Raw genomic sequence first — 23,832 nt, forward strand, 5'->3', positions numbered from 1 at the left:
GCACGTGCCGTATCCCCGCCTGCGCGGGGATACGGGTGGCTTACGCGACCAGCGCGCCGTGGCAGTGCTTGTACTTGCGGCCCGACCCGCACGGGCAGGGTGCGTTGCGGCTGACGCGGCCTTCCCAGCTGGCGGGATCGTCGCCCAGTTCCTCGTCGGGCACCGGTGCCGCCATCTGCAGCATCGGCACGCGGGTGGTGATCAGGCCCTGCGCACCCTCTCCGCCCCAGCTGTCGTCCTCGCCGGTCAGCGGGTCGATATGCATCGTCAGGAAATCGGGCAGCTCGGGAAGCTCGGGCGGTGCCTGGAAATTGAAATTGGCGTGCGCCATCGTCCGGGTCACGTCCTCGCGGATACTGGCGAGCATCCGTTCGAACAGCGCGAACGCTTCCTGCTTATACTCGTTGATCGGCGTCTTCTGTGCATAGGCGCGCAGGTGGATCACCGCCCGCAGCGCGTCGAGCATCGCCAGATGTTCTTTCCAGTGGTGGTCGAGCGTCTGGAGCAGGATCGACTTTTCGATCTGCGTCCAGCTGTCGGCATCGAGTTCGGCCGACTTCGCATCGACCAGCGCGTCGGCCTGGGCACGGATGCGTTCCTCGAGCGTCTCGGCGTCGAGACCGTCCTCGTGCGCGATCCAGTCGGCGACCGGCGCATCGACGCCGAGCAGCTCCTGCGCGCGTTCGCGCAGCCCTTCGACATTCCATTGTTCGGGATAGCTGTCGGGCGGGACGGCATCGCCGACGACGGTGTTGACCGTCGCGTGGCGCATGTCGACGACGACGTCGCCGACCGTCTCCGCATCCATGACGTCGGCGCGCTGTTCGTAGATGACCTTGCGCTGGTCGTTCATCACGTCGTCATATTCGACGACCTGCTTGCGGACGTCGTAATTGCGCGCCTCGACCTTCTTCTGCGCGGTTTCGATCGCGCGGCTCAGCCACTTGCTGCCGATCGCCTCGCCGTCCTCGATATTGTTGCGCATCATCTTGGCAAACAGCGTGTCCGGCCCGAAGATGCGGAGCAGATCGTCGTCGAGGCACAGATAGAAGCGCGACAGGCCCGGATCGCCCTGCCGCCCCGAACGGCCGCGCAGCTGGTTGTCGATACGGCGGCTTTCGTGGCGCTCGGTGCCGAGCACGAACAGCCCGCCGGCCGCCAGCACCTGCTGCTTTTCCTCGATGATCTCGGCGCGGATGCGCGCGGCGGCGGCGTCATATTCGCCCGTCCCCTCGACCAGATCGGGATGTTCGTCGAGCATCCGGAATTCGAGGTTACCGCCCAGCTGGATGTCGGTGCCGCGCCCGGCCATGTTGGTGGCGATGGTCACCGCGCCCAGCCGCCCCGCCTGCGCCACGATATGCGCTTCGGATTCATGATAGCGGGCATTCAGGACCTTGTGATCGACGGCTTCCTGCGTGAGGAATTCGGACAGCAGTTCCGATTTTTCGATCGAGACCGTGCCGACCAGCACCGGCTGCCCCTGCGACGCATGGTCGCGGATCTTCTTGGCGATCGCGCGGAACTTGTCGTCGAGCGTCTTGTAGAATTCGTCCTCTTCATCGACGCGGCGGACCGGCACGTTGGTTGGGATCGACACGACGTTCATCTTGTAGATGTCGAAGAATTCGGGCGCTTCGGTCGCCGCCGTGCCGGTCATGCCCGACAGTTTCGGGTACATGCGGAAATAGTTCTGGAAGGTGATCGAGGCGAGCGTCTGGTTCTCCGGCTCGATGTTCACGCCTTCCTTGGCCTCGGCGGCCTGGTGCAGGCCATCCGACCAGCGGCGACCGTCCATCATGCGGCCGGTGAATTCGTCGATGATGACGACCTTGCCGTCCTTCACGATGTAATCGGTGTCGCGCTTGAACATGATGTTCGCGCGCAGCGCCTGATTCACATGGTGCACGACCTGCGTGTTTTCGAAGTCGTAGAGGTTGGCGCCGAACAGCAGCCCGGCATCCTCCAGCATCCGTTCGACCTTTTCGGTGCCGTCCTCGGTCAGCACGATCGACTTCTGCTTCTCGTCCTTTTCGTAATCATCGGCGCTCAGCCGCTGCACGACCTCGTTCACCGACCGGTACAGGTCGGACTTGTCGTCGGTCGGGCCGGAGATGATGAGCGGGGTGCGCGCCTCGTCGATCAGGATCGAATCGACCTCGTCGACGATGGCGAAGTTGAACGGCCGCTGCGTCATCGACGCGCGGTCGAACTTCATATTGTCGCGCAGGTAATCGAAGCCGAATTCGTTGTTCGTGCCATAGGTGATGTCGGCGGCATAGGCAGCGCGACGTTCGTGATCCGGAATGTTCGGCACGATCACGCCGGTGGTCAGGCCGAGAAAGCCGTAGACCTGCCCCATCTGCGCCGCGTCGCGCCGCGCCAGATAGTCGTTGACGGTGACGACATGGACGCCGTCCCCCGGCAGCGCGTTGAGATAGCAGGCGAGGGTCGCCACCAGCGTCTTGCCTTCGCCGGTGCGCATCTCGGCGATTTCGCCACGGTGGAGAACGATGCCGCCGACCATCTGCACGTCGAAATGGCGCATGCCCAGCACGCGGCGCGCCGCCTCGCGGACCGTCGCGAACGCTTCGGGAAGCAAGGAGTCGAGCTTCGCGCCATTCGCGAGTTGCTCGCGGAACTTCGGCGTCTGCGCGGCGAGGTCCGCGTCGGACATGGCGGTCAATACGGGTTCGAACTCGTTGATCTTGTTGACGATCGAACCGAGCGACTTGACGTAACGGTCGTTGGACGACCCGAACAGCGATTTGGCGAGGCCACCGAACATGGGCGAAATTCCTTGGATACGGGCGGTGCGCGCCGCGCCGGAAATCGGCGGCTGCGCAGAATGAAAAGGTCGGAAAAGCGCGGATGCGCGCTATTCGTGGGTGCGCAGCGTGCGGGCGCGGACCGCAACATGGGGCGCGGGCGCCAGGAACAGCGGCTGTGGGTCTCGCAGCAGCGGCTGGACGGGTCGGACGGTCGTGGCCGATCCGGCCTCGACCACCGCAACCGCAACATGTGCGGCTACGACCTGCGCCTGAGCCACCTGCCGCGCATTCGCGACTCCCACGCCGGGGAGCAGGCTGGTCAGGCCCGTCAGCAGCGCGGAGAGGAACAGCAGCAAACGCAAGCGATACGTCCAGACGGTTTGGTTTCGCGACGGAATGCCGGCCGCAGTTGCAGGAGACATAGGGAATGGGCGGCCCGGCGTCTAGTCGCCTGCCCTTTAGCTAGACGGTCGAAACGCTTCCGATACGCGTTACCGGACAAGCATCAGCCTGCGCCCCGATGACGCCAGAAATCGTTGCTCGCCGATACACCGCGTCTGCTTCGAATTGGTCGCCACCATGCGACATGCGATAACGCGACCCCGGTCGTCGACCGTCATGTGCATCGTCCGCGTCCAGTCCGGACCGACCGCCGACTCCGCCGGAAAGTCGATGTCGGGTACACCGTCGATCGACATGCGCTCAATATGGTCCAGTACGCCCGACCCATGCTCGCTCGCCCAGTTTGCAGCCAGCAGCATCATCCCGGCGACAACATCGCAGGGGCTTGGCACCGATACAGCATCGGAGGAACGCCACAGCTCGCATTTTTCGATCTTGTGTCGCGCGCCAATGGTCAACCGGACACGCTGCGCATACAGAATGAGGTGGGTGTCGGCGTCAAACGGCGCTTGCCAGTGAACCCGTCGCAGCGCGAGGCCAGCGACCGCCCTGCCCTGCGCGTCCCGTGCCGGTTCAAATCGGGCTCGAGGCATCGTCGCGGCACAGGTCGCCTCGTCCATCAGCGTGCTACCGCTGGATTTGACGGTCGTGCAGGCCGTTGCGCGGCCCGTATCATCGACGGTGAACGCAACTTCTACCGTGCCGAACAACCCCTGTTCGATTGCCATTGCCGGATAATCATCATTCGTCACCCAACTTGCCGGATCGATCGGCACAGGCCCGGCCTGCCCCAGGGCCCCGCCCCCACAACAAAGCGTTGCAACCGCCGCGCCCATGCGTAGGAACCGTCGCATCTCCACCCCCTGCCCCGTATGCGGCGCAGGCTAGACCGGACACCGCGCCCATGTCGACTGCCGTATCGCCGCTCGCCACGCCCTTCCCCGCGCTGCCGCCGATCGGGGGCGTGACGCTGCGGGTGGCGCGGGCGCGGTACAAGAATTGGGACCGGTGCGACCTGACGTTCGCGACGCTGGCCGAGGGGACGGCGGTCGCGGGTGTGCTGACCAACAGCAAATGCCCCTCGCCCGAGGTCGAATGGTGCCGCCGTGCGCTGGTGCTCGGCAGGGCGCGGGCGCTGGTGGTGAATGCCGGCAACTCGAACGCCTTCACCGGCGACCGGGGCCGTGCGGCGGTCGAGGCGATCGCCGCGCGCACCGCGCAGGCGATGGCGTGCCAGCCGTCCGACGTGTTCGTCGCCTCGACCGGGGTGATCGGCGTGCCGCTGCCGATCGACAAGGCCGAGGCCGGGCTGGATGCCGCCTTCGTCGCCGAACCCTGTGGCTGGGAGGCGGCAGCGGAGACGATCGGCACCACCGACACCTTTACCAAGGGCGCGTTCACGACCGCGCGGGTCGGCGATCGCACGGTCAAGCTGGCCGGAATCATCAAGGGGTCGGGCATGATCGCGCCCGACATGGCGACGATGCTCGGCTTCGTCTTCACCGACGCGGCGGTCGATTCGGCGTTCCTGCAAAGCGTGCTGGAGGCCGCCAATCGCCAGACCTTTTCGTGCATCACGGTCGATGGCGATACCTCGACCAGCGACACGGTGCTGGCGTTCGCGACCGGTGCGGCGGGGGGTGAGCCGATCGCTTCGTTCGACGATGACGGCGCGGACGCGTTCGCGACGGCGCTGCACGACCTGTGCCGGCAACTGGCGCATCTGGTGGTGCGCGACGGCGAGGGGGCATCGAAGTTCATCGCGGTCACCGTCGAGGGCGCGGACAGCGACGGCAGCGCGCACCGCATCGCGATGAGCATCGCCAACTCGCCGCTGGTCAAAACCGCGATCGCGGGCGAGGACGCCAATTGGGGCCGGGTGGTAATGGCGGTCGGCAAGGCCGGCGAGGCGGCCGAGCGCGACAAGCTGGCGATCCGCTTCGGCACGACGCAGGTGGCCGAGGGCGGTGTGGCAGTCGCGGGTTACGACGAAGCGCCGGTGGCGGCGCATCTGCAGGGGCAGGAGGTCGAGATCGGCGTGGATCTGAACCTCGGCGAAGGTCGCGCGACGGTGTGGACCTGCGACCTGACGCACGGCTATATTTCGATCAACGCCGATTACCGAAGTTGATCGTTCGAGGATCCAAACCGTCCGGTAGGTAGCCATCATAGGTGCGAAGCAGGTCGGCTTTGACCATCCGGTCGACAAGCAGCAGCCGCTTACTCATGCCCATATGGCCGTAGCCTCCCGGTCGGGCCGTTTCACGACCAACGAACCTGACCCGCCACAGCCGATGCTTACCGTCCCGCTTGCCAACATGGTTCGCGAAAACCGGAGCCATACGCAGGTCGGACGCCTCATCAATGTCGAACCAGATAGAAGGCGCAGTGTAGTTCCGCCCGCTCGCCCAATCGATTGGGACAAACCGGCGGCCTTCGAATTCATCGATGTATATGCCGTCATAAGGACGGGTCGGTAAAAAGTCGTAGCATCGGCGGGCACCGACAAACTTATGAACCCGTGTTCCGCCAACGCTTTCGACCTCGGAGCATCGGAATTTCGGATCGTGGCCGGTCAGCAATCGAATACCGCTATCAACTAATCTCTTCGCGCCTGACGTATCGCTGCGCGATGCCCATCCAATGCCGACGCAAACAAGAACCAAAAGGGCGAAGATCGACCATCCGACCTTCGCCCTCCGTGTCATCAGCCCAGTTCACCCTCGAGCCACGCCTTCAACTGGCTTTTGGGCCGCGCGCCGAGCAGGTCGGCGACCGGCTGGCCGTTCTTGAACAGCTTGAGCAACGGGATCGACTGGACGCCCATCGAACCGGCGGTGTCGGGATTGGCCATGATGTCGACCTTGGCAATCGTCACCTTGTCGCCCAGTTCCTCGGCGATTTCCTCAAGCGCCGGGGCGATCATCTTGCACGGCCCGCACCAGTCCGCCCAGAAATCGACCAGCACCGGCTTGTCGGATTGCAGGACATCGGCGGAAAAGCTGGCGTCGGTAACGGTCTTGGTCGGCATGGGATTCTCCTTCTGGACCAACATTTATGAACGGCGGGGCGGCACCTCAAGCTTCGCGTGGCAAGCTTTGTTCCCTCGGCTCCAAGCCCGGCTTGTGCGCTGCCAGCAGGTCGGCAGGCAGAACGAACAGTTTCGGCCCGGCGGTATAGAGCAGCGCCGCCTCGATCGACCGGTCGGGAAAGATGACGGCGAGCGCAGCGGCATAGGCGGCCATCTGTTTCAGATGATAGACCGGAATGTCGTCGATCGCGGGCGGCACGCGGCGACCGGTCTTGAAATCGACGACGCGGACGACCGTTTCGCCGATGCACAGGCGATCGACGGTGCCGGCCACGACCTGCGTGCCGACGACGGCGGCGATCGGCGCTTCGGCGAGTGCGTCGGGGCCGAACAGATCGGTGAAGACCGGATCGTCGAGGATCGCCATCGCGTCGCGCGTCACCCGATCGCGCAATTTCGCGTCGTTCACGCCCGCCGCCCCGGCCAGCCAGCGTTCGGCGGCGGCGGCGCGCTGATCGCGGGGCAGGTCGGGCAGGCGTTCGAACAGCTGGTGCAACAACCGGCCACGCTCGGCGGCGGCCCGCATCGTCGCGGTCGGGGGTGGATCGGACACTTCGTCCTCACCCAGCGCGGAGGGTGCCAGCGGGCGCGGCGGGCGCGCTTCGGCGGGGGCCGGGGCGCGGAGCCACGCGGGGGCGGCGGTTGGCGCGGGTGCGGTCGTGCCGCGACGGGTGCGCGCAACGACCGGGGCTTGCCGGGTCAGGCCGGTGAAGACGCGCTCGCCCTCCCCCGCGGGCACGCCCAGCGCGTCGAACGCGGCGGCGGCGGCGCTGTACCAGCTGAGCGCCGGCGGGATGCCCTGACAACGCGCCGAAGGGGCACCGGCGATGACCAGCCGTTCCTCGGCACGGGTCGCGGCGACGTAGAACAGCCGCCAGTGTTCCTCCAGTTCGCGTCGGTCGATCGCGGCGACCGCATCGTCGACCGGCGTACCCCGCTCGCCACCACGCGGACGAAACACGGGGAAGGCCGCGCCGTCATGGCCTTCCGGCGTCCACGCGACGATGTCGCGGCGGCTGTTGGCGGGATCGATCGCCGCGTCGGCCAGCAGGACCAGCGGTGCCTGCAATCCCTTCGACCCGTGCGCGGTCATCACCCGCACCGCGCCGCCCGATGCCCCAGCGTCGCGCTTGATCTCGACTTCGCCCCGGTCGAACCATTCGACGAAGCGTTGCAACGAGGACGTGGCGACGCTTTCGAACGACAACGCCGCGTTCAGCAGTTCGTCGATCGGGTCGCGGGCCTCTTCGCCCAGCCGCGCGATCAGCTTGCGACGGCCATCGAGATCGCCCGACAGCAGTTCCTCGAGAAACCGATAGGGGGTGGCGAAATCGGCGCGGCGCAGGATGCGCGACAACGGCTCGACCGCGTCGCTGCCGGTCTGGCGCAGATGCCGCCACAGGCTGCCACCCTCGCGCAGGGCCCCGGCCAGCAACTGTTCCTGCGTCCAGCCGATCAGCGGCGATACCAGCAGGTTGGCGAGGCTGAGATCATCTTCGGGCTGGAGCGCGAAGCGGATCGCCGCGAGCAGATCCTGCACGGCGAGCGGCGCGTCGAGCCGCAACCGGTCGACGCCCGCGACCGGCACCCCCTCCGCATAGAGCCGCGCGACGATCAGCGAGGCAAGGTCGCCGCGCCGCTTGACCAGCACCATGATGTCGCCGGGCTGGAGCGTCCGCCCCTTGGATTCCAAGGGCAGTGTGCCGATCCAGCCCTTGATCGCGCGGGCGATGTCGCGGGCGATGACGCGGGTCGAATCGTCGATCCAGCCTTCCTCGTCCTCCCCCGCCGCCTCGACCACGGTGGGCGCCCATAGGGTGACAGTGCCGGGGCCAGGCACTTCGCTGTCATGGGTTTCGGGCGTATCGATGCCCATGCCCGGATCGGGCAAGGCGGCGATGGCAGCGTCGACGAACTCCAGCACCGGGCGGGTGGTGCGGAAACTATGGGTCAGCGACAGCGTGTCGAGCTCGCGCGCCTCGCCGCGATAATCGTCGGGCAGCGTCGCGCGGCGCGTGAAATCGCTGTGCGCCGCCCGGAAATAGATCGGGTCGGTGCCCTGAAAGCCGAAGATCGCCTGTTTGTAATCGCCGACGACGAACAGCGTCCGCATACCCGCCGCGCGCACCGCATCGCCGCTGAAATATTCCTCGACCAGCGAGCGGACGATCGCCCATTGCTGCGGATTGGTGTCCTGCGCCTCGTCGATCAGGACGTGTTCGGTGGTCTGGTCGAGCTTGAAGCGGACCCAGTCGCCGATGCCAGGCTGCGCGAGCAGCTTGAGCGTCTCGCGGATCAGATCGTCGAAATCGACCGTCCCCGCCCGCCGCTTGGCCCGGACATAGGCGTCGGCATAGGCGCGCCCGGCCTCCAGCGCGCCGGCCAGCGCATCGGCGTAAGCAGCCTGCGCGCGGATCGACAGCAGTTCGGCGGCGCGGGTGCCGACCGCTTCGGCCAGTTCGTCATAGTCGGGGTCGGCGGCGATCAACTTGGCCGATGCCTTTTTAAGCGTATCCTTCTGGGTAAAGAACATGGCCCGGACATCGCCCAGCCGCAGCGCGCGTTCGGCGGGGGGCTGCGCCAGCCAGTCGAAGATCGCGCCATGCAGCTTCAGCCCGGTCGCGGTGCCCCAGGCGCGATTGGCCTCGGCCAGCCGATCCAGCGCGTCGCAATCGAATTCGTCGTCGCCGCACGCCCGCGCGATTACCTCGTCCACGTCCCCCGACGGCAGGTGGAAGGCACGGCGCAGGAACGGCTGGAGTCCGCTCGGCAACTCCGCCATCGCCTGCGGATTACGCGCACATTCACGTAGGAATCCCTCGGCCGCCCCCTCGCCCATCCGCAACGACATGGCGGCGATGGCGTCGCCGATCCGGGTCGACCCGCTCCGCTGTTCCTCGACCAGCAATTCGGCCAGCGCCTCGCGCGCCATGCCGGCTTCCTCGCGCGCCTCCAGCGGGCGGAAGCCGGGGACCAGCCCCGCCTCGACCGGGAAACCGGCGAGCAGGCTCTGGCAGAAGCCATGGATCGTCTGGATACGTACCCCGCCGCCCGGTGCGTCGAGGACGCGGGCGAACAGGGTGCGGGCGCGGGCGAGCAGCGCCGGATCGTTCACATCCTCGCCCAACGCGAACAGATCGGCCCGCAGGTCGGCAACCGGCAACCGGACCCAGCGCGCGAGGCGGCTGGCGACGCGTTCGGCCATTTCCGCCGCTCCGGCCTTGGTAAAGGTCAGGCACAGGATCGCCGCGGGATCGACCCCGCGCAGCAGCAGCCGGAACACCCGCGCCGACAGGACGTGCGTCTTGCCGGTTCCCGCCGATGCCGACAGCCAGACATGGCGATGCGGGTCGCTGGCCGCCGCCTGATCGTTCTTCAGCCGCTGAAGCGCGCGGACTTCACTCACGGCCATACCATTCGTCACGGCGCATCAACTGGTCATACTCGGCATAGGGGGCATATTCGGGAACAAGCTTGGCGACGAACGCCTCGTCGCCGGTCAGGAAGCGGGCGACGGCGTCTTCGAAATGCCCCTTGGCGACGGCAACGAAATCGTCGGCGACCACCCGCCCCTTCGACCCGTCGGCATTGACCGGCGAGGTCATCTTGCCGAAACGGTCGCCATCCTTGGTCAGCGACCAGTATTCGAACGCGGTGGCGGTGCCGCGCACCCCGCCGAAGCAGCCGCGCTCCGCCATCAACCCCAACAGCCCCAGTTGCAGGCTGTAGCCGGCGGCGACCGCCTTCGCGCTCGGGGCCTTGCCGGTCTTGTAATCGATGATGGCGAGGCCGCCGTCGCTGGCGCGATCGATACGGTCGGCCTTGCCCGACAGTTCGACGCCGGCGATCTCCAGCGTGCCGCCGCACTCGACGCCGGCAACGATCCGCCCCTCGGCCAGCTTCTCATGGGTGAAGGCCGCGACCCAGTCGATCGCCTCGCGCAGGCGCGGCACCCACAATGCGCGCAGCAAGGGGTGGGTACGCGGATCGTCGGACAGTGCCTGCAACCGGCGATGCAGCTTCACCGGGTCCAACCCGTCCTCACGCGCCCAGCGTTCGAGCACGCCATGCACCGCCGTGCCCCGCCACGCGGCGGTCGGATCGGCATCGACCGCATCCATCGGCGACAGGCGCAGCATCCGCCGTGCGTAGAAGGCGTAGGGGTCGGCCTTCAACCGGTCGACTTCGGTCACCGAAATGCGGCGTGGGCGCAGCACTACCGGCGGACGCGGCGCTGGACGCGACGCGGCGGCATAGCGATCGGGCGTATCGATCGCGCGCGCCCAATCGCGCAGATGCTCGGCACGCTCCAGCCCGTCGTCCAGCGCCTGCAACCGCAGCCACAGCCGTGAGGCGATGGTCGGCGCGGTCGCATCGCGCGCGGCGCGGGTCAGGATCACGTCGCGCGCCCCCAGCGCACCGGCAAAGTCGTGCGCGGCAAGGCCGATCCGGCGTTCGAGGCCGGGCAGCTTCAGGTCGGCGCGGATGCGCGGCGCGAGCCACGGGTCGGGTGACGGCAATTGCGGCCAGACCCCTTCGTTCAGGCCGCCGAGGATCATCAGATCGGCGGTCTGCAAACGTGCTTCGAGCAGGCCGAGAATGGCGAGCCGGGGATGCGCACCCTGCGGCGGACGCACCGCGACTTCATCGAGCAGCGTGCGCAACAGCGCCGGCAGCGTCCGCGGGTCGATCGTCGGCGGCCCGATCGGTGCCTGTTCCTCCAGCGCGGCGATCAATTCGGCGGCGGCGCGCCCTTCGGGACGGCTCCACGCCGCATCGCCCGCCAGTTCGCTCGCGGTCTCGCGCAGCAGCACCAGCAGGTCGGCCAGCGGCTGCGCCCCGGCGGCGAAGGCGGTCGCCAGCGGCGTCAGCAACGGACACGCCATGTCCCAGAAAGGCTGCGCAGCGGCCCGGATCGCGGCGTCGCGCGGCTCGCCCTCGCGCAGTTGGCGGCCGATCCCCGCCAGCCCCGGCGCGGGGCGCGGCCCGCGCAGCGCCCGGTCGAGCCGGCGCACCCCGTCGAGCCACGTGACGCGCTGTTCGGCCTCGCCGCTGCGTACCAGCGGATGTTTGAGCAGCGCCAGCAGTGCGACCGGCGCGAAGCCCTGTGCCGCCGCCTCGACCACCGCCAGCAGCAACGTGCCCGGGGCCAGCAGCGACAGCGGCTGTCCGGCGGAATCGTCGACCGCCACGTCCCACCGCGCCATATGCGCCGCGACCCGCCGCGCGAGCATCCGGTCGGGGGTGACGAGCGCGGCGGTGCGACCCGGCGTTTCCAATGCCTCGCGCAGCGCGATGGCGATCGCCTGCGCCTCCTCGGCCGGGGTCGCCAGTTCGACCATTTTCACGCCGACCAGGCGGCGGTCGGTGGCGGGGACGTCGATCCAGTGATGGGTCCGGTCGGCGGGGCTGAGCGCGGTGGCGATGGCGCGGCTGCGCGTCGGGGTCGCGTCATGCTCGCTCGCCGCCTGCCAGCGGACGAATTCGCGACGGTTGACGCCCATCCGATCGAGCAACAGCTTCAGATGAAATTGCGGGTGGGTTTCGATCGATCGCTTGCGACGGCCGGTCACCGGATCGGGATCATGCGGCCCCAGCGACGCCCATTCGTTGTCGTCCATCGCGAGGTCGAGGCCCGGCAGGACCACCATCCCGCTCGGCAGTCCGGCGACGCACCGCTGAATGCGGGCGAGCGCGGGCGCGTTGGTCGCGATTCCCGCCGCGCAGACGAACCCCTTGGGCGGCACGGCGGTCCAGCGCGCGGCGAGTTGCTTGAGCAACCGGGTCCGCCGATCGGCAAGGTCGATCCGCCCCAGCGCGGCTAGTTCGCCCGGCCAGCGATCGAGCACGATCCGGAACAGTTCGAGCGAGCGTTCCCAATGCGCCGACAGCGTTTCGTCGAGGTCGAGCGTCCGCAGCGCCGCCGGGTCGACCTCCTCGACCAGCAGCTGGTCGAGCGTCGCGGCCAGATCGCCCGCCAGCCGCACCGCTTCCGCCCCGTCGACCGGGCGACCGGCGCGCTGCCGCTCCTCCGCGACCAGCCGCGCGAGGATCATCCGCCGTGCGAGCGGATCGATCGCGGGCGGGATCGGCGCGGCATCGGCCGGGTCGGCGAAACTGCCGGCCCCTTCGTCCAGTTCGGGATCGCCGATCGCGACCAGCCGGGGCAGCAGCAACCCGCCGCCGCTGGCGCGCACGAACGCCTCCTGCACCGTCCGCTTGGCGCGGTTGGTCGGGACCAGCACCATGCCCTGCGCGAGGCCGACGGGGTCGCCACCGAACCGGCGGATCAGCCCCACCGCCAGCGCATCGGCGAACGCGCGGTGGATCGGAATGGTATAGAGGCCGAGGCGCCTTATGGTGGTGGCTCGCTCCCCCGCCCGGCCACCAACGGCAGTATCCTGATGGGTGGCCGGGTGGGGGAGCGGGCCGGCACCGCCTAAAAACTCGCTCTCCCGCGAGTTTTCAAAAGCCCCCTCAGCCATCTGCGAGGAAGGCTTCGGTCATCGGGATCGCGCCGGGGGTGCCGACATCGAACCACAGCCCCTGATGCACCGCCCCGAATGCCCGGCCCGCATCGATCGCGCGGTTCCAGAACAAATTGGTCGAAAACGCGCCTTCGGGCCAGTCCGCAATGACCCGCGGCGACAGAATCTGCACGCCGGTGAACACGAACGGCGCGAGCCGGCCGGGTTTGCGGCGGCCGGTGATGCGTCCCATCGCGTCGATGTGAAAATCGCCCTGCCCGCGATGACCATGCGCCAGCGCCTGGGGCACGAGCAGCAGCAGCGCGTCCATCTTCGCATCGTCCCACAGCGCGCTCAGCAACCGGATCGAATCGACCGGACCGTCGACCCACAGATTGTCCGAATTGACGCAGACGAACGCCTGGTCGCCGATCAGGTCGCGCGCCTGCACCAGTCCGCCGCCGGTCTCCAGCAACTGCGCGCGTTCGTCGGACACGGCGACGTCGATGCCCTTCACCCGGTGCTTGAGATGCGCTTCCATCGCATCGGCTAGGTAATGGACGTTGACCACCGCGCGTTTGACGCCGGCCCCGCGCAACCGGTCGAACACATGGTCGATCAACGGCTTGCCTGCGACCTCGACCAGCGGCTTGGGGCGCATCGCGGTCAACGGGCGCATCCGCTTGCCCAGCCCCGCCGCCAGCACCATCGCGGTTTCCGGCACCTGTGCCTGCGGATGGGGGCGGATCGAACGGAGCGTGGTCATGCGAGTTCCTGCGGATCGCCGCGCTGGTGCGGCGGGATGTTGAGATCGAACCAGCGCGCGACGCCGGCCAGCGCCGGATGGGCGAGATCGCGTTCCAGATAGCGCCACACGCGCGGGCACAGCGCGCCATAGCGCGGCTTGCCGTCGCGCCGCCACAGCCGGGTGAAGATGCCGAGGATCTTCGCATTCCGCTGTGCGCCGAACAAGTGATAGGCGGCGTCGAACCCGTCGCCCACCCCGGTCGATTCGCGGTAGCGGGCGAGCATCGACGCCTCGACCACTGCCGGCACGTCGCGCCGCGCATCCTGCAACAGCGACACGAGGTCATAGGCCGGGTGCCCGGCCAGTGCGTCCTGAAAATCGAGCAGACCCAGCCGCGTATCGTCGAGCAGCATCAGGTTTTCGGCATGATAGTCGCGCAGGACGGTCACCACCGGCATGTCGGGCAGCGCGTCGAACGCCGCATTCCATGCCGCCGTATAGCCGTCGATGTCGACGCTCAGCCCCAGCGCGTCGCAATACCATTCGATCAGCAGATGGGCTTCGCGCAGGATGAACGCGCGGTCATAGGGGGGGACCGGCGCGGCTTCATGGCGTTGCAAGCGGAGCAACTGGTCGACCGCCGCTGCATAGAGCCGCCCCTCGCTCTCGGGCGCGGCGTCGACCGTCTCGCGCATCCGCATGTCGCCGAAATCCTCGAGCAGCATGAAGCCATCGGCGGCATCGTCGGCAAGGATCGCGGGCGCGGCAAAGCCCCGTTCGGCCAGCCATGCCGCCATCCGTGCGAACTTGCGCGTATCCTCGGGCGGCGGCGCATCCATCAGCACCGCGGTCCGCCCGGTCCCGATCACGCGGTAGTAGCGGCGGAACGAGGCATCGACCGCCAGCGGCAGGATCTGCGCGTCGCCCCAGCCGGCCCGGGTCAGGAATGCAGGTGCCGCATCGCGCGGGTTCAGGTCAGCGGCCATCGGCGTTCCCAAGCCTCCGGCACCCGCGCTGTCAAGCGCCGCCCGCCGGCGTCGTCGAACGCGAGCGTCAGCCACAGCCCGTCGGGCCACGGATCGTCGCCCAGCCGTTCGGGCCATTCGACCACCAGCGCGGCATCGTTCCGCGCCTCGTCCAGCCCCAGTTCCAGCGCCTCTTCAGGGTCTTCGATCCGGTAGAGATCGACGTGCAGCACGCTGATGCGCACTTCGGGGGGATCATAGGGCTGGACGATCGCGAAACTCGGCGACGGTGCCTCCCCTTCCAGCCCCAGTGCCGCCAGCAATCCGCGCGCGATGCTGGTCTTGCCGGCCCCCAGCGGCCCCGACAGCGCGACGACATCGCCCGGCCGCAATACGGCTGCCAGTCGCGCGCCGAGCGCGTGCGCCGACGCTGCGTCGGGCAGGTGGATCACGGCTCGCGCGGCAGGTCGATCGTGACCAGCGTCCCCAGCCCCTTTTCCGACACCAGCTCGATCGTGCCGCCATGCGCCTCGACCGCCTGCCGCGCGAGCGGCAGGTCGAGGCTCAGCGCGCGTTCGCCGACCCGCGCCGCGCCAGCCTGTGCGAACCGATCGAATGCGCGGGCGACGGCGTCCTTCGACAAGCCCGGCCCGTCGTCGGACACGACGATCCGCGCCTGTTGCGCATCGCCATCGACGTGCAGCAGCACGCGCCCGCCCTGCCGCAACCCGCCCAGCGCATGGTCGAGCAGGTGGCTGATCGCCTGCCGCAACCGGCGCGCATCGCCCAGCATCACGCCCGCCGATGGCAGGATCTCGACCACCAGTTCGATGCCGCGCGCCGTCGCGGTGGGCCGCGCCGCTTCGGCCGCTTCGTTGGCGATCATCTTCAGCGCGACCGTGGCCCGCGCGACCGGCAGCGTTTCGTTGGCGGTCAGGTCGAGCGTGTCGTCGATCAGCCCGCTCAACCGTTCGACCGATTCGAGGATCGCGTCGGTATAGCGCCCGCCATCCTCGCTGAGCTTGCCGGCATAGCCCGCCTGCAACATCTCGGCGAAACCCTTGATCGACGTCAGCGGAGTGCGCAGTTCATAGCTCATCGATGCGACGAAGGCGTTCTTGACCCGGTCGGCCGCCTCCAGCGCCTCGTTGCGGTCGCGCAGCGCCTGTTCCATGCGGCGGCTGTCGGAAATGTCGAGCATCGTCAGCAGCGCATTGCCATCGGGCAGCGGCACCGCGCCGAATTCATAATGTCGCCCGTCGGCCATCGCGAACCGGCCCGAACGCTGCATCCGCTGTTGCGTGGCGAAGCGGACCAGTTCGGGGATCAGCGCGGCACGGCCGGGATTGGCAAGGCTGCCGGCGACCCGCTCGGCCAGCGCATCGACGCGCGGATGCCCGTCGAGGAACGCATCGTCCAGCCCCCAGACCTGCCGGAACTTCGCGTTCCAGATCTGCAGGCGACCATCGGCGGCGAACACCCCCAACGCCTCGAACAGATTGTCGAACGTCGCGGTACGGACGCGCAGCAGCGTGTCGCGCGCGCTGGCCAGTTGCACTTCCTCGGTACGATCTTCGAAGATCAGCAGCAATCCGCCCTCGGGCAGCGGCTGGGCGACGACGCGCAGATGGGTGCCGCCGGGCACATGCCATTGTTCCTCGATCGCGCCCTCGGCCGCGCGGAACCAGTCGCGGCGCTCGGCCTTCCACCCCGGAAAGTCGCGGACCTCGGGCAGGCGCTTGGCCTCGCGCATCCGGTCCAGAACGCGGTCGAATTCGGGCCGGTCGGCCAGCCATTCGGGCTTCATCGCAAAGGCGCGCAGGAAGGGCTGGTTGTAGAATACCAGCGTCCGGTCGGGTTCGAATTGCGCCACCCCCGCCGACAGCCGGTCGAGCATCGCCCGCTGCGCATCGCGACTGCGCTTCAGCGTGCCGCGCGCTTCCTCGATCTCGTGCACGTCGATCGCGAAGCCGCCGGTACCGCCATCGCGCAGCGGCATGTCGTGGACGCGCAGCATCCGCCGCTCGCCGTTGATCGTCGCCGGCATCGCCGCGTGTTGCGGCTGCCCGGTGTCGCGCGCGATCGATGCACTGGCCAGCGGCCCGCCCATGCCGACGCCCTCGACCAGTTCGACCTGTCGCGCGATCACCTCGCCTGCATCCAGCGCATCGACGGCACGGACATAGGCGGTGTTGACCATCGCCAGCCGCAGCGAATCGTCGCGATACCACATCGGCATCGGCGCGGCTTCGATCAGGCTGGAGAGTGCATCGAACGCGGCGCGATATTCCTCCGCCTCCGCACCCAGCGTCGCGATCTCGTCATGGAATTCGGTCGCGTCGAAGAACCAGACGAGCACGCCGCCGGGCGTATTGAGTTCGGGCGGCGCACGGTCGCCGATCGCGAACAGCGAGCGCGCTGATCCGGTAGCGCGAATGACGGTGCGGAACGGCTTGCCGCCGCGCAACGCGGCATTGATCGCATCGAGCAGCCGGTCGGCGCTGCCGGGTTCGAGGCCGTTTTCGGGATCGCCGAGATCGGCAACGGTCCCGGGCAGTTCGCTCTGTCCCAGCCGGTCGGCCAGTGGCCGGTCGATCGACAGCCGCCCGTCGGCCCGCACCACCATCGCCAGCGCCGGCGACGCCGCCAGCGTCGACCGCAGCGAATCGAACAGCACCCGGTCGGCCAGCGCCCGCCGCCGTGCAGACACCCCGGCGTAGAGCGCCCAGACGCTGCCGACGATCAGCACCGCCAACACCGCGCCGCAGATCACCGCGGCCATGGTCGTGACGGTAATCACGGGCGATCTCCGGCGGGCGGCAACAGAAAGGCAAGCATGAACACCGCTCCTGCCTAGTCCTTCGCAGGCATATAAAAAAGGGGCGACACCGCATGGTGCCGCCCGGAATCGTTCAACCGAAACGCTGGCGCAATCGGATCACATACGGAAGCTGGCGCCGGCATAGATGAAGCGCCCGACCCCCGAAATCGGATAGGTCAGCGATCCGAGGTTCGGTGTCTGTTCGAACAGATTGTTGACGCCCCCGTAGAAGCGGAAGCTGTCGTTCACCCGCACTTCCGCCCGAATGTCGTGCTGGAACAGCTCGGGGTAGAAGAAGTAACGCGGGTCGGAGAGATCCGGATTATTCGCCAGTTCTTCGGTCGTGAAGCGGCGGGTCTTGCTGAAATAGACGAGGCCGTAGTTCAGCGACAGCGCGTCGATGGTCCACGTCACGTTGCTCGACCCGCGCCAGCGGGGGTTATAGGCTTCGAGCGTATCGATATCGACGTCGGCACCCACCGTGGGGACGAACGAGAGATTGTCGAGATAGCCGGCGTTCACACTAACGTCGAAGCGACCCAGATTGCCCGGCTTGAACGTATAATTGACCCCGATGTCGGCCCCCGACGTGCGGAAGGCGGCGACATTGGCCGGCGTGACGTTGAAGCCGATGCGACGCTGGGGATCGTCACCGTCGCCCAGCACGTAACCGGTCTGGGTCGAGCGGAAGACGTTCGCGCAGAACGGGTTGTCGATCGTCGGCTGATCGACGCACAGCTGCGCCAATTCGGTCGGAGTCGGCGTGTTGATCGCATCGCTGATGCGGATATCGTACCAGTCGGCCGTGACCGTCAGTCCGGGAATGAACCGCGGACGCAGCACGACACCGGCGGTCCACGTCGTCGCGGTCTCCTCGGTCAGGTTACGGTTGCCGCCCTGCGTACCGCGACGCGAGGTCGTGGCCGAAGGAACCTGCGAAGGGCTGAAGCTGGCGACCTGCCCCGGCGTCAGCCCCAGCCCGGCGAGCAGCGTCTGGCAATTCGCCGCCCGGAACTGCGTTCCCTGGTTCCGGTTCGCGAGATCGCACGGATCGGTGACGAAACCGAACGTGCCGGTCGCGGGCAGGAACAGTTCGCCGATGTTCGGTGCGCGCACCGCCTGCGAATAGGAACCGCGGAAGCGAATATCGGGGATCGGGGCATAGATGCCGTCGAACTTCCACGTGCGCGTCGACCCGACCGTGGAATAGTCGGACAGGCGCGCCGCCGCGCCGAACGACAGCAGCTCGGCGAACGGCATGTCCGCCAGCAACGGGATGTTCAATTCGCCGAACACTTCCTTGACGTCGAAGCTGCCGGCACTCGGCGGCAGCGCCGCAAAGTCGCGCAATTCACCGTTCACGATCAGCGCATCGGGGTCCGACCGGCTGCCCTCGCGCCGATATTCACCGCCGAACGCGAAGCCGATCGGTCCGCCCGGCAATTCGAAGATCGCGCGGCTGTCGCCCGAAATCGATCCCGATACAACATGCTGGTCGACCGCCGCACGGTTGACGTTGTTGGCAAGGACGAAATCGAGCGCCGCCTGCGACGCGACGCCGTTGCCCAGCAGGTTGAGCGGACGACAGGCGCTGCCGGCCCCCGGCGTAAAGGTCGTGGCAGGCAGGTCGAGCGCCGTCGCATCCAGCGTCGAACGGCAGACGATCGAACCGTCGGGTGCCCGGACCGCGTCGATCGCCGCGGCATAGCGGTCACCGATCAGGTTGGACGTCTGCGTCGACCGAGCGTTGGTACGGCCATAGACGTAGGAGACTTCGTAGCGCGCGTTCTCGGCGATCTCGCCATCGAACCCGACGACACCACGCCACGTATCGCGACGTACCCGCTCACCGCGGATGCCGAAGTCGAAATTGTCGCGTGAGATATAGGCACCGTCCGGCGCCGCGTTCGCGCCGAAACGATCGGCGAGGAACGCGTTGTCACCGTTCAGATACGTGAAGAAGTCGAAGCTCGGCTGTCCGACCGAATAGGCACGGGTCCGGACGAACTTGCCCTCTGCGAAAAACCGCACCTTGTCCGAAAATTCGAAGCTGGTCAGCAGATTGGCGGCGTGGCGCTCGATCGCCGGAAACAGGTCGCCGAAATAGCCCGCGGTCGGGGTATTGGACGAACCGCCCTGCGCACGACCGCTCGACCCCGGCAGGAAGGTGCCGCCGTCATAGATGCGACCGCTGCCGGTGAAATCGGGAATGCCATCCAGATTCAGGTCGACCGCGCCGTCCGGCGCGCTGTCGGCCCAACCAAGGTTGGTATAGACGATCCGATCGGGCAAATCGGGATTGTCGAACGGGTTCCCATCGGCACCGGGGCGGAAGTCGTTGACGTTCTGCCACAGCTCCCGATAGCGGCTGGGATCGCCCGAGAATGGCCGTGCAAAGCTGCTCAGCCGTTCGGTGTTGCTGTATTCATAGGCCGCAGTGATGTTGCCGCGCCCGTTGGCGAAATTCTTGCCCGCGACGATCGATGCAAGCTGGTTGCCGGCATCGCCATTGTCGGAAATGCCACCCTGCAGGCGGGCCGAAACCCCTTCGAAATCACGCCGCAACACGAAATTGACCACACCGGACACACCATCGGCACCATAGATCGCCGACGCGCCGCCGGTCAGGACGTCGATCTTTTCGATCAAATCCTGTGGGATCGAATTGATATCGACCGCAGCCGTATTCGGAATGCCGGCGACATGCCGGCGGCCGTTGACGAGGACAAGCGTTCTGTTGATGCCGAGGTTGCGCAGGTTGAGGAAGTTGGCACCGGTGGCGTTCAGTTCGGACACGTTGGGGCCAGCCGAGCGCGCCCCGCCCACCGACCCGGTCAGCGCCGGATTGCGGATCAGGACGTCGGTGATGTTGTTCAAACCGGTCGCCTCGATGGCAGCGGCATTCACCGAAACGATCGGATTGGCGACTTCCAGCTCGGGACGCGCGATACGCGAACCGGTAACGACGATTTCCTCGCTGGTATCGACCGGGCTCTGTCCGTCGCCCGCAACCGGAGCTGCCTCCTGCGCCGAAGCGGACGCGGCAGCGATCAGGGCGGTGATGACCAGCACGCTCCGCGCGGCACCCGACCGCCAGCGTGATACCGATTGCTTCATGGTTCGGACCCCTTTTCCCGATGTACGCGTATTCCTCTGTCGATACGCTTTGTTTGACGGCATCAACCGCTTCGGCGGTTGCCGGGTCCGCCATGCTGCGTTTTTGCGACTGCGTGTTGTATTGAGGCAACGCACCGCCGGCAGCAGGCACCAAAAAGGGCGGACATCCAACCGGATGCCCGCCCCTCTCACGCTTTCGACCCGGTCGGATCAGTAGCGATAATGGTCCGGCTTGAACGGCCCTTCGACCGGCACGCCGATATAGCTGGCCTGCTTCGGGGTCAGCTTCGACAGCTTCACACCCAGCTTTTCGAGGTGCAGCGCCGCGACCTTTTCGTCGAGGTGCTTGGGCAGGACATAGACTTCGTTCTTGTAGTCGTCGCCCTTGGTCCACAATTCGATCTGCGCCAGCACCTGGTTGGTGAACGACGACGACATCACGAACGACGGGTGACCGGTGGCGCAGCCGAGGTTCACGAGCCGGCCCTTGGCGAGCACGATGATCTGCTTGCCGTCGGGGAACTTCACCAGGTCGGTGCCCGGCTTCACTTCGTCCCACTCGTAGTTCGACAGCGCGGCGATCTGGATCTCGCTGTCGAAGTGGCCGATGTTGCAGACGATCGACATCGGCTTCATCGCCTTCATGTGATCGGCGGTGATGACGTCGGCATTGCCGGTCGCGGTGCAGAAGATGTCGGCGCGGGTGACCGCTTCGTCCATCGTCACGACCTCGAACCCTTCCATCGCCGCCTGCAGGGCGCAGATCGGGTCGACTTCGGTCACCATCACGCGCGCGCCGCCGTTGCGCAGCGACTGCGCCGACCCCTTGCCGACGTCACCGAAACCGGCGACGCAGGCGACCTTGCCGGCGAGCATCACGTCGGTCGCGCGACGGATCGCGTCGACCAGCGATTCCTTGCAACCGTACAGATTGTCGAACTTCGACTTGGTGACGCTGTCGTTGACGTTGATCGCCGGGAAGGGCAGCTCGCCCTTCTTGGCGATCTCGTACAGGCGGTGGACGCCGGTGGTCGTTTCTTCCGACACGCCCTTCAGGTTCTTGACCGTCTCGGTCAGGTAGCCCGGACGCTTGGCGATGAACGCCTTCAATGCGCGCTGGAACTCGACCTCTTCCTCATTCTCGGGCTCGCCCAGCGTCGCGCCGGCTTCGAGCTTCGCGCCCCACAGCGCGAACATGGTGGCATCGCCGCCATCATCGAGGATGATGTTGGCGGTCTGGTCGCCCCAGTTGAAGATGTCGCCGACATAATCCCAGTAATCGGCGAGGCTCTCGCCTTTGATCGCGAAGACCGGAATGCCCTTGGCTGCGATCGCGGCGGCGGCATGGTCCTGCGTCGAGAAGATGTTGCACGTCGCCCAGCGGACATCGGCGCCGAGCGCGGTCAGCGTTTCGATCAGCACCGCGGTCTGGATCGTCATGTGCAGCGACCCGGTGATCCGCGCGCCCTTCAGCGGCTGCGACGCCCCGAATTCCTCGCGCAGCGCCATCAGGCCGGGCATCTCGGTTTCGGCGATCTCGATTTCCTTGCGACCGAAATCGGCGAGGCCGATGTCGGCGATGACGTAATCGGTCTGCTTGTCGGCAATGGCGGTGGCCATGGATACTCCTGGAGCTTGGGCCACGGGCACGCCCATGGCGGATGACTGCGCCTCTACCGACCCGTCGGTCGAAACGCAAATACGAATATAAAGATTTCTTTATATCTGTTTCGTGACGCTGGAATGCGAGGGTAGGCGGCGACCGCCCGGCCATGGGCGACTAGCGAACCGCCCCTAACAAACCACTGTCAGGCGGTGCCGGCCCCCGGCGACAACAGGCGCGTATCGATGCCGGCCCGGTCGTATCCCGCCCGCCAGCGCTGCGCGGTCGGCACGTCGAACAACAGCGGGGCATCGCCATCGACGTTCATCCAGCCATGGCGCGACATTTCGGCATCCAGCTGCCCGCCTTCCCAGCCGGCATAGCCCAGCGCGATCAGGAACTGTTCCGGTCCGCTGCCGCCCGCGATCGCGCGGAGCACGTCGACCGACCCCGACAACGCCCATTTGCCGGCGACGTCGATCGTATCCTGCCCGCCCCAGCCGGCATCGTGCAGAACGAAGCCGCGCCGCGTCTCGACCGGTCCGCCCTGATGGATCGGCACATCGGGTGCCGCGCCGGGTTCGATCTCCAGCTGCGCCAGCAACGTATGCAGCGTCAGCCCCTCGATCGTATCGCCGACGCCGATCCCCATCGCGCCATCGGCATCGTGGCTGCACATCGCGATGACGGCATGGTCGAACCGGCGGTCGCCAATGCCGGGCATCGCCAGCAACATCTGTCCGGTCAGGAATCGGGTCTGGTCCATGATCGGACGACGCTAATCGTCCCGCGGCTGCGGCGCCATGCTTGAAAAGGGCCGCCAGCGCTCCCACGCTTCGCCCGTGCGCAACGATGCGTGGCTATTCCCGGAGAAAATGATGACGATCAAGATCGGCGACCGCCTGCCCGATGCAAAACTGGTCAAGGTTACGCCCGATGGCCCCGATCAGGTGTCGACCGGCGACTTCTTCGCCGGCCGCCGCGTCGCGCTGTTCTCGGTGCCCGGCGCCTTCACCCCGACCTGCTCGGCCAGGCACCTGCCGGGCTTCGTAGAACAGGCGCAGGCGTTTCATGACAAGGGCGTCGACGAAATCGCCTGCACCGCGGTCAACGACGCCTTCGTGCTCGACGCATGGGCAAAGGCCGGCAACGCGACCGACACGGTGACGATGCTGGCCGACGGCAATGCCGATTTCGCCAAGGCGACCGGCCTCGACATGGACAGCTCCGCCTATGGCATGGGCACCCGGTCGCAGCGTTATGCGATGCTGGTCAATGACGGCGTGGTCGAAGCACTGCACGTCGAGGCACCGGGCGAGTTTAAGGTCAGCTCGGCCGAAAACCTGCTCGCGTCGCTCTAACGCGCAAGGCCGGTTTCGATACGCGCGTGTCGGAACCGGCCGGTCCGTCCCGGGTTGATAAGATGTTACGCAACCATATCGAACGGGAAAGGGACGCGTCATGACCAACTCGACGACCACCACGGATGTCGCCAACGACGTCGCCAAAGCTTCGGGCAGCTTTGCCGAAAAGGCATCGGCGACCTACACATCGGCCAAGGAAACCGTAAGCGACGCCGCCGCCAAGTCGCGCGATGCGGTGGCGGATGCCGCCAAATCGACCGCCGAGACGGTGAAGGCGCATCCGGGTGCCACCGCCGCGATCGTCGCCGGCGCTGCCGCCGCGATCGCCGGAGCCGCGTTCGGCGCATCGAAGCTGATCGACAAGAAGCGCGAAGCCGACGCCACGCCGAAGGTTCCTTCGTCGGCGACCTGATCCCCCTGACCCGGCGCACCGCACTGCGCCGGGTCTTGACCTGCGTTACGGGATCGACTTAGCCACGATCG

General features: G+C 67.1%; 17 protein-coding genes. 3 read left to right on the top strand and 14 right to left on the bottom strand.

Going from position 1 to position 23,832, the window contains the following annotated elements:
- Window positions 1–40: 40 nt before the first annotated feature.
- The 3 genes from secA to ASE70_RS05960 all read right to left on the bottom strand — a co-directional run bounded on the left by secA (window position 41) and on the right by ASE70_RS05960 (window position 3,949).
- A complete protein-coding gene (gene secA, locus ASE70_RS05950) occupies window positions 41–2,788 on the bottom strand; it encodes a preprotein translocase subunit SecA (protein ID WP_056502446.1) in 2,748 nt (915 codons plus the stop codon).
- Window positions 2,789–2,878: 90 nt separating this feature from the next.
- Window positions 2,879–3,127 (bottom strand): hypothetical protein, encoded by a 249-nt coding sequence (locus ASE70_RS05955; protein WP_056502449.1) that lies wholly within the window; start codon window positions 3,125–3,127, stop codon window positions 2,879–2,881.
- Window positions 3,128–3,262: 135 nt separating this feature from the next.
- Window positions 3,263–3,949, bottom strand: coding sequence for an energy transducer TonB (locus tag ASE70_RS05960; RefSeq protein WP_056502452.1), 687 nt, complete (start codon window positions 3,947–3,949; stop codon window positions 3,263–3,265).
- A gap of 128 nt (window positions 3,950–4,077) precedes the next feature.
- On the opposite strand from ASE70_RS05960, the gene argJ reads away from it, so the two are divergent.
- Window positions 4,078–5,304: a bifunctional glutamate N-acetyltransferase/amino-acid acetyltransferase ArgJ gene (argJ, locus tag ASE70_RS05965; RefSeq protein ID WP_056502454.1), complete on the top strand. Its 1,227-nt coding sequence runs from the start codon at window positions 4,078–4,080 to the stop codon at window positions 5,302–5,304.
- Here argJ and ASE70_RS19545 read toward each other — a convergent pair.
- The 11 genes from ASE70_RS19545 to ASE70_RS06015 form a co-directional block, all read right to left on the bottom strand.
- A complete protein-coding gene (locus ASE70_RS19545; protein ID WP_156356044.1) occupies window positions 5,282–5,881 on the bottom strand; it encodes a hypothetical protein in 600 nt (199 codons plus the stop codon). The genes argJ and ASE70_RS19545 overlap by 23 nt on opposite strands.
- Entirely contained in the window at window positions 5,881–6,204 is a 324-nt protein-coding gene (trxA, locus tag ASE70_RS05970; RefSeq protein WP_055995696.1) for a thioredoxin, read from the bottom strand. The genes ASE70_RS19545 and trxA overlap by 1 nt, the downstream gene beginning before the upstream one ends.
- A 46-nt stretch (window positions 6,205–6,250) precedes the next feature.
- Window positions 6,251–9,676, bottom strand: a complete 3,426-nt coding sequence (gene addA, locus ASE70_RS05975) for a double-strand break repair helicase AddA (protein WP_056502458.1) — start codon at window positions 9,674–9,676, stop codon at window positions 6,251–6,253.
- The gene (gene addB, locus ASE70_RS05980; RefSeq protein WP_082450788.1) at window positions 9,663–12,749 is read right to left on the bottom strand and encodes a double-strand break repair protein AddB; all 3,087 of its coding nucleotides are present in this window, start codon (window positions 12,747–12,749) and stop codon (window positions 9,663–9,665) included. Before addB ends, addA begins: the two co-directional genes overlap by 14 nt.
- Window positions 12,742–13,497: a nucleotidyltransferase family protein gene (locus tag ASE70_RS05985; protein WP_056502460.1), complete on the bottom strand. Its 756-nt coding sequence runs from the start codon at window positions 13,495–13,497 to the stop codon at window positions 12,742–12,744. Before ASE70_RS05985 ends, addB begins: the two co-directional genes overlap by 8 nt.
- Entirely contained in the window at window positions 13,494–14,453 is a 960-nt protein-coding gene (locus ASE70_RS05990; protein WP_056502492.1) for an aminoglycoside phosphotransferase family protein, read from the bottom strand. Before ASE70_RS05990 ends, ASE70_RS05985 begins: the two co-directional genes overlap by 4 nt.
- A complete protein-coding gene (gene tsaE / locus ASE70_RS05995; RefSeq protein WP_056401998.1) occupies window positions 14,450–14,893 on the bottom strand; it encodes a tRNA (adenosine(37)-N6)-threonylcarbamoyltransferase complex ATPase subunit type 1 TsaE in 444 nt (147 codons plus the stop codon). The genes ASE70_RS05990 and tsaE overlap by 4 nt, the downstream gene beginning before the upstream one ends.
- A complete protein-coding gene (locus tag ASE70_RS06000) occupies window positions 14,893–17,226 on the bottom strand; it encodes a sensor histidine kinase (protein ID WP_056401995.1) in 2,334 nt (777 codons plus the stop codon). The genes tsaE and ASE70_RS06000 overlap by 1 nt, the downstream gene beginning before the upstream one ends.
- A gap of 156 nt (window positions 17,227–17,382) precedes the next feature.
- The gene (locus tag ASE70_RS06005; RefSeq protein ID WP_082450792.1) at window positions 17,383–20,382 is read right to left on the bottom strand and encodes a TonB-dependent receptor plug domain-containing protein; all 3,000 of its coding nucleotides are present in this window, start codon (window positions 20,380–20,382) and stop codon (window positions 17,383–17,385) included.
- A 210-nt stretch (window positions 20,383–20,592) separates the two neighbouring features.
- Window positions 20,593–22,002 (bottom strand): adenosylhomocysteinase, encoded by a 1,410-nt coding sequence (gene ahcY, locus ASE70_RS06010; protein ID WP_056502464.1) that lies wholly within the window; start codon window positions 22,000–22,002, stop codon window positions 20,593–20,595.
- A gap of 188 nt (window positions 22,003–22,190) precedes the next feature.
- A complete protein-coding gene (locus ASE70_RS06015; protein WP_056502467.1) occupies window positions 22,191–22,751 on the bottom strand; it encodes a YqgE/AlgH family protein in 561 nt (186 codons plus the stop codon).
- Window positions 22,752–22,863: 112 nt separating this feature from the next.
- Between ASE70_RS06015 and ASE70_RS06020 the strand changes: the two genes are divergently transcribed.
- A complete protein-coding gene (locus ASE70_RS06020) occupies window positions 22,864–23,346 on the top strand; it encodes a peroxiredoxin (protein WP_056502499.1) in 483 nt (160 codons plus the stop codon).
- 100 nt (window positions 23,347–23,446) lie between these two features.
- Complete coding sequence (locus ASE70_RS06025; protein WP_056502469.1) at window positions 23,447–23,761, top strand: hypothetical protein; 315 nt, start codon at window positions 23,447–23,449, stop codon at window positions 23,759–23,761.
- The last annotated feature ends 71 nt before the right edge of the window (window positions 23,762–23,832 follow it).

Origin of the sequence: Sphingomonas sp. Leaf22, assembly GCF_001421715.1 — a bacterium.
GTDB lineage: Bacteria > Pseudomonadota > Alphaproteobacteria > Sphingomonadales > Sphingomonadaceae > Sphingomonas.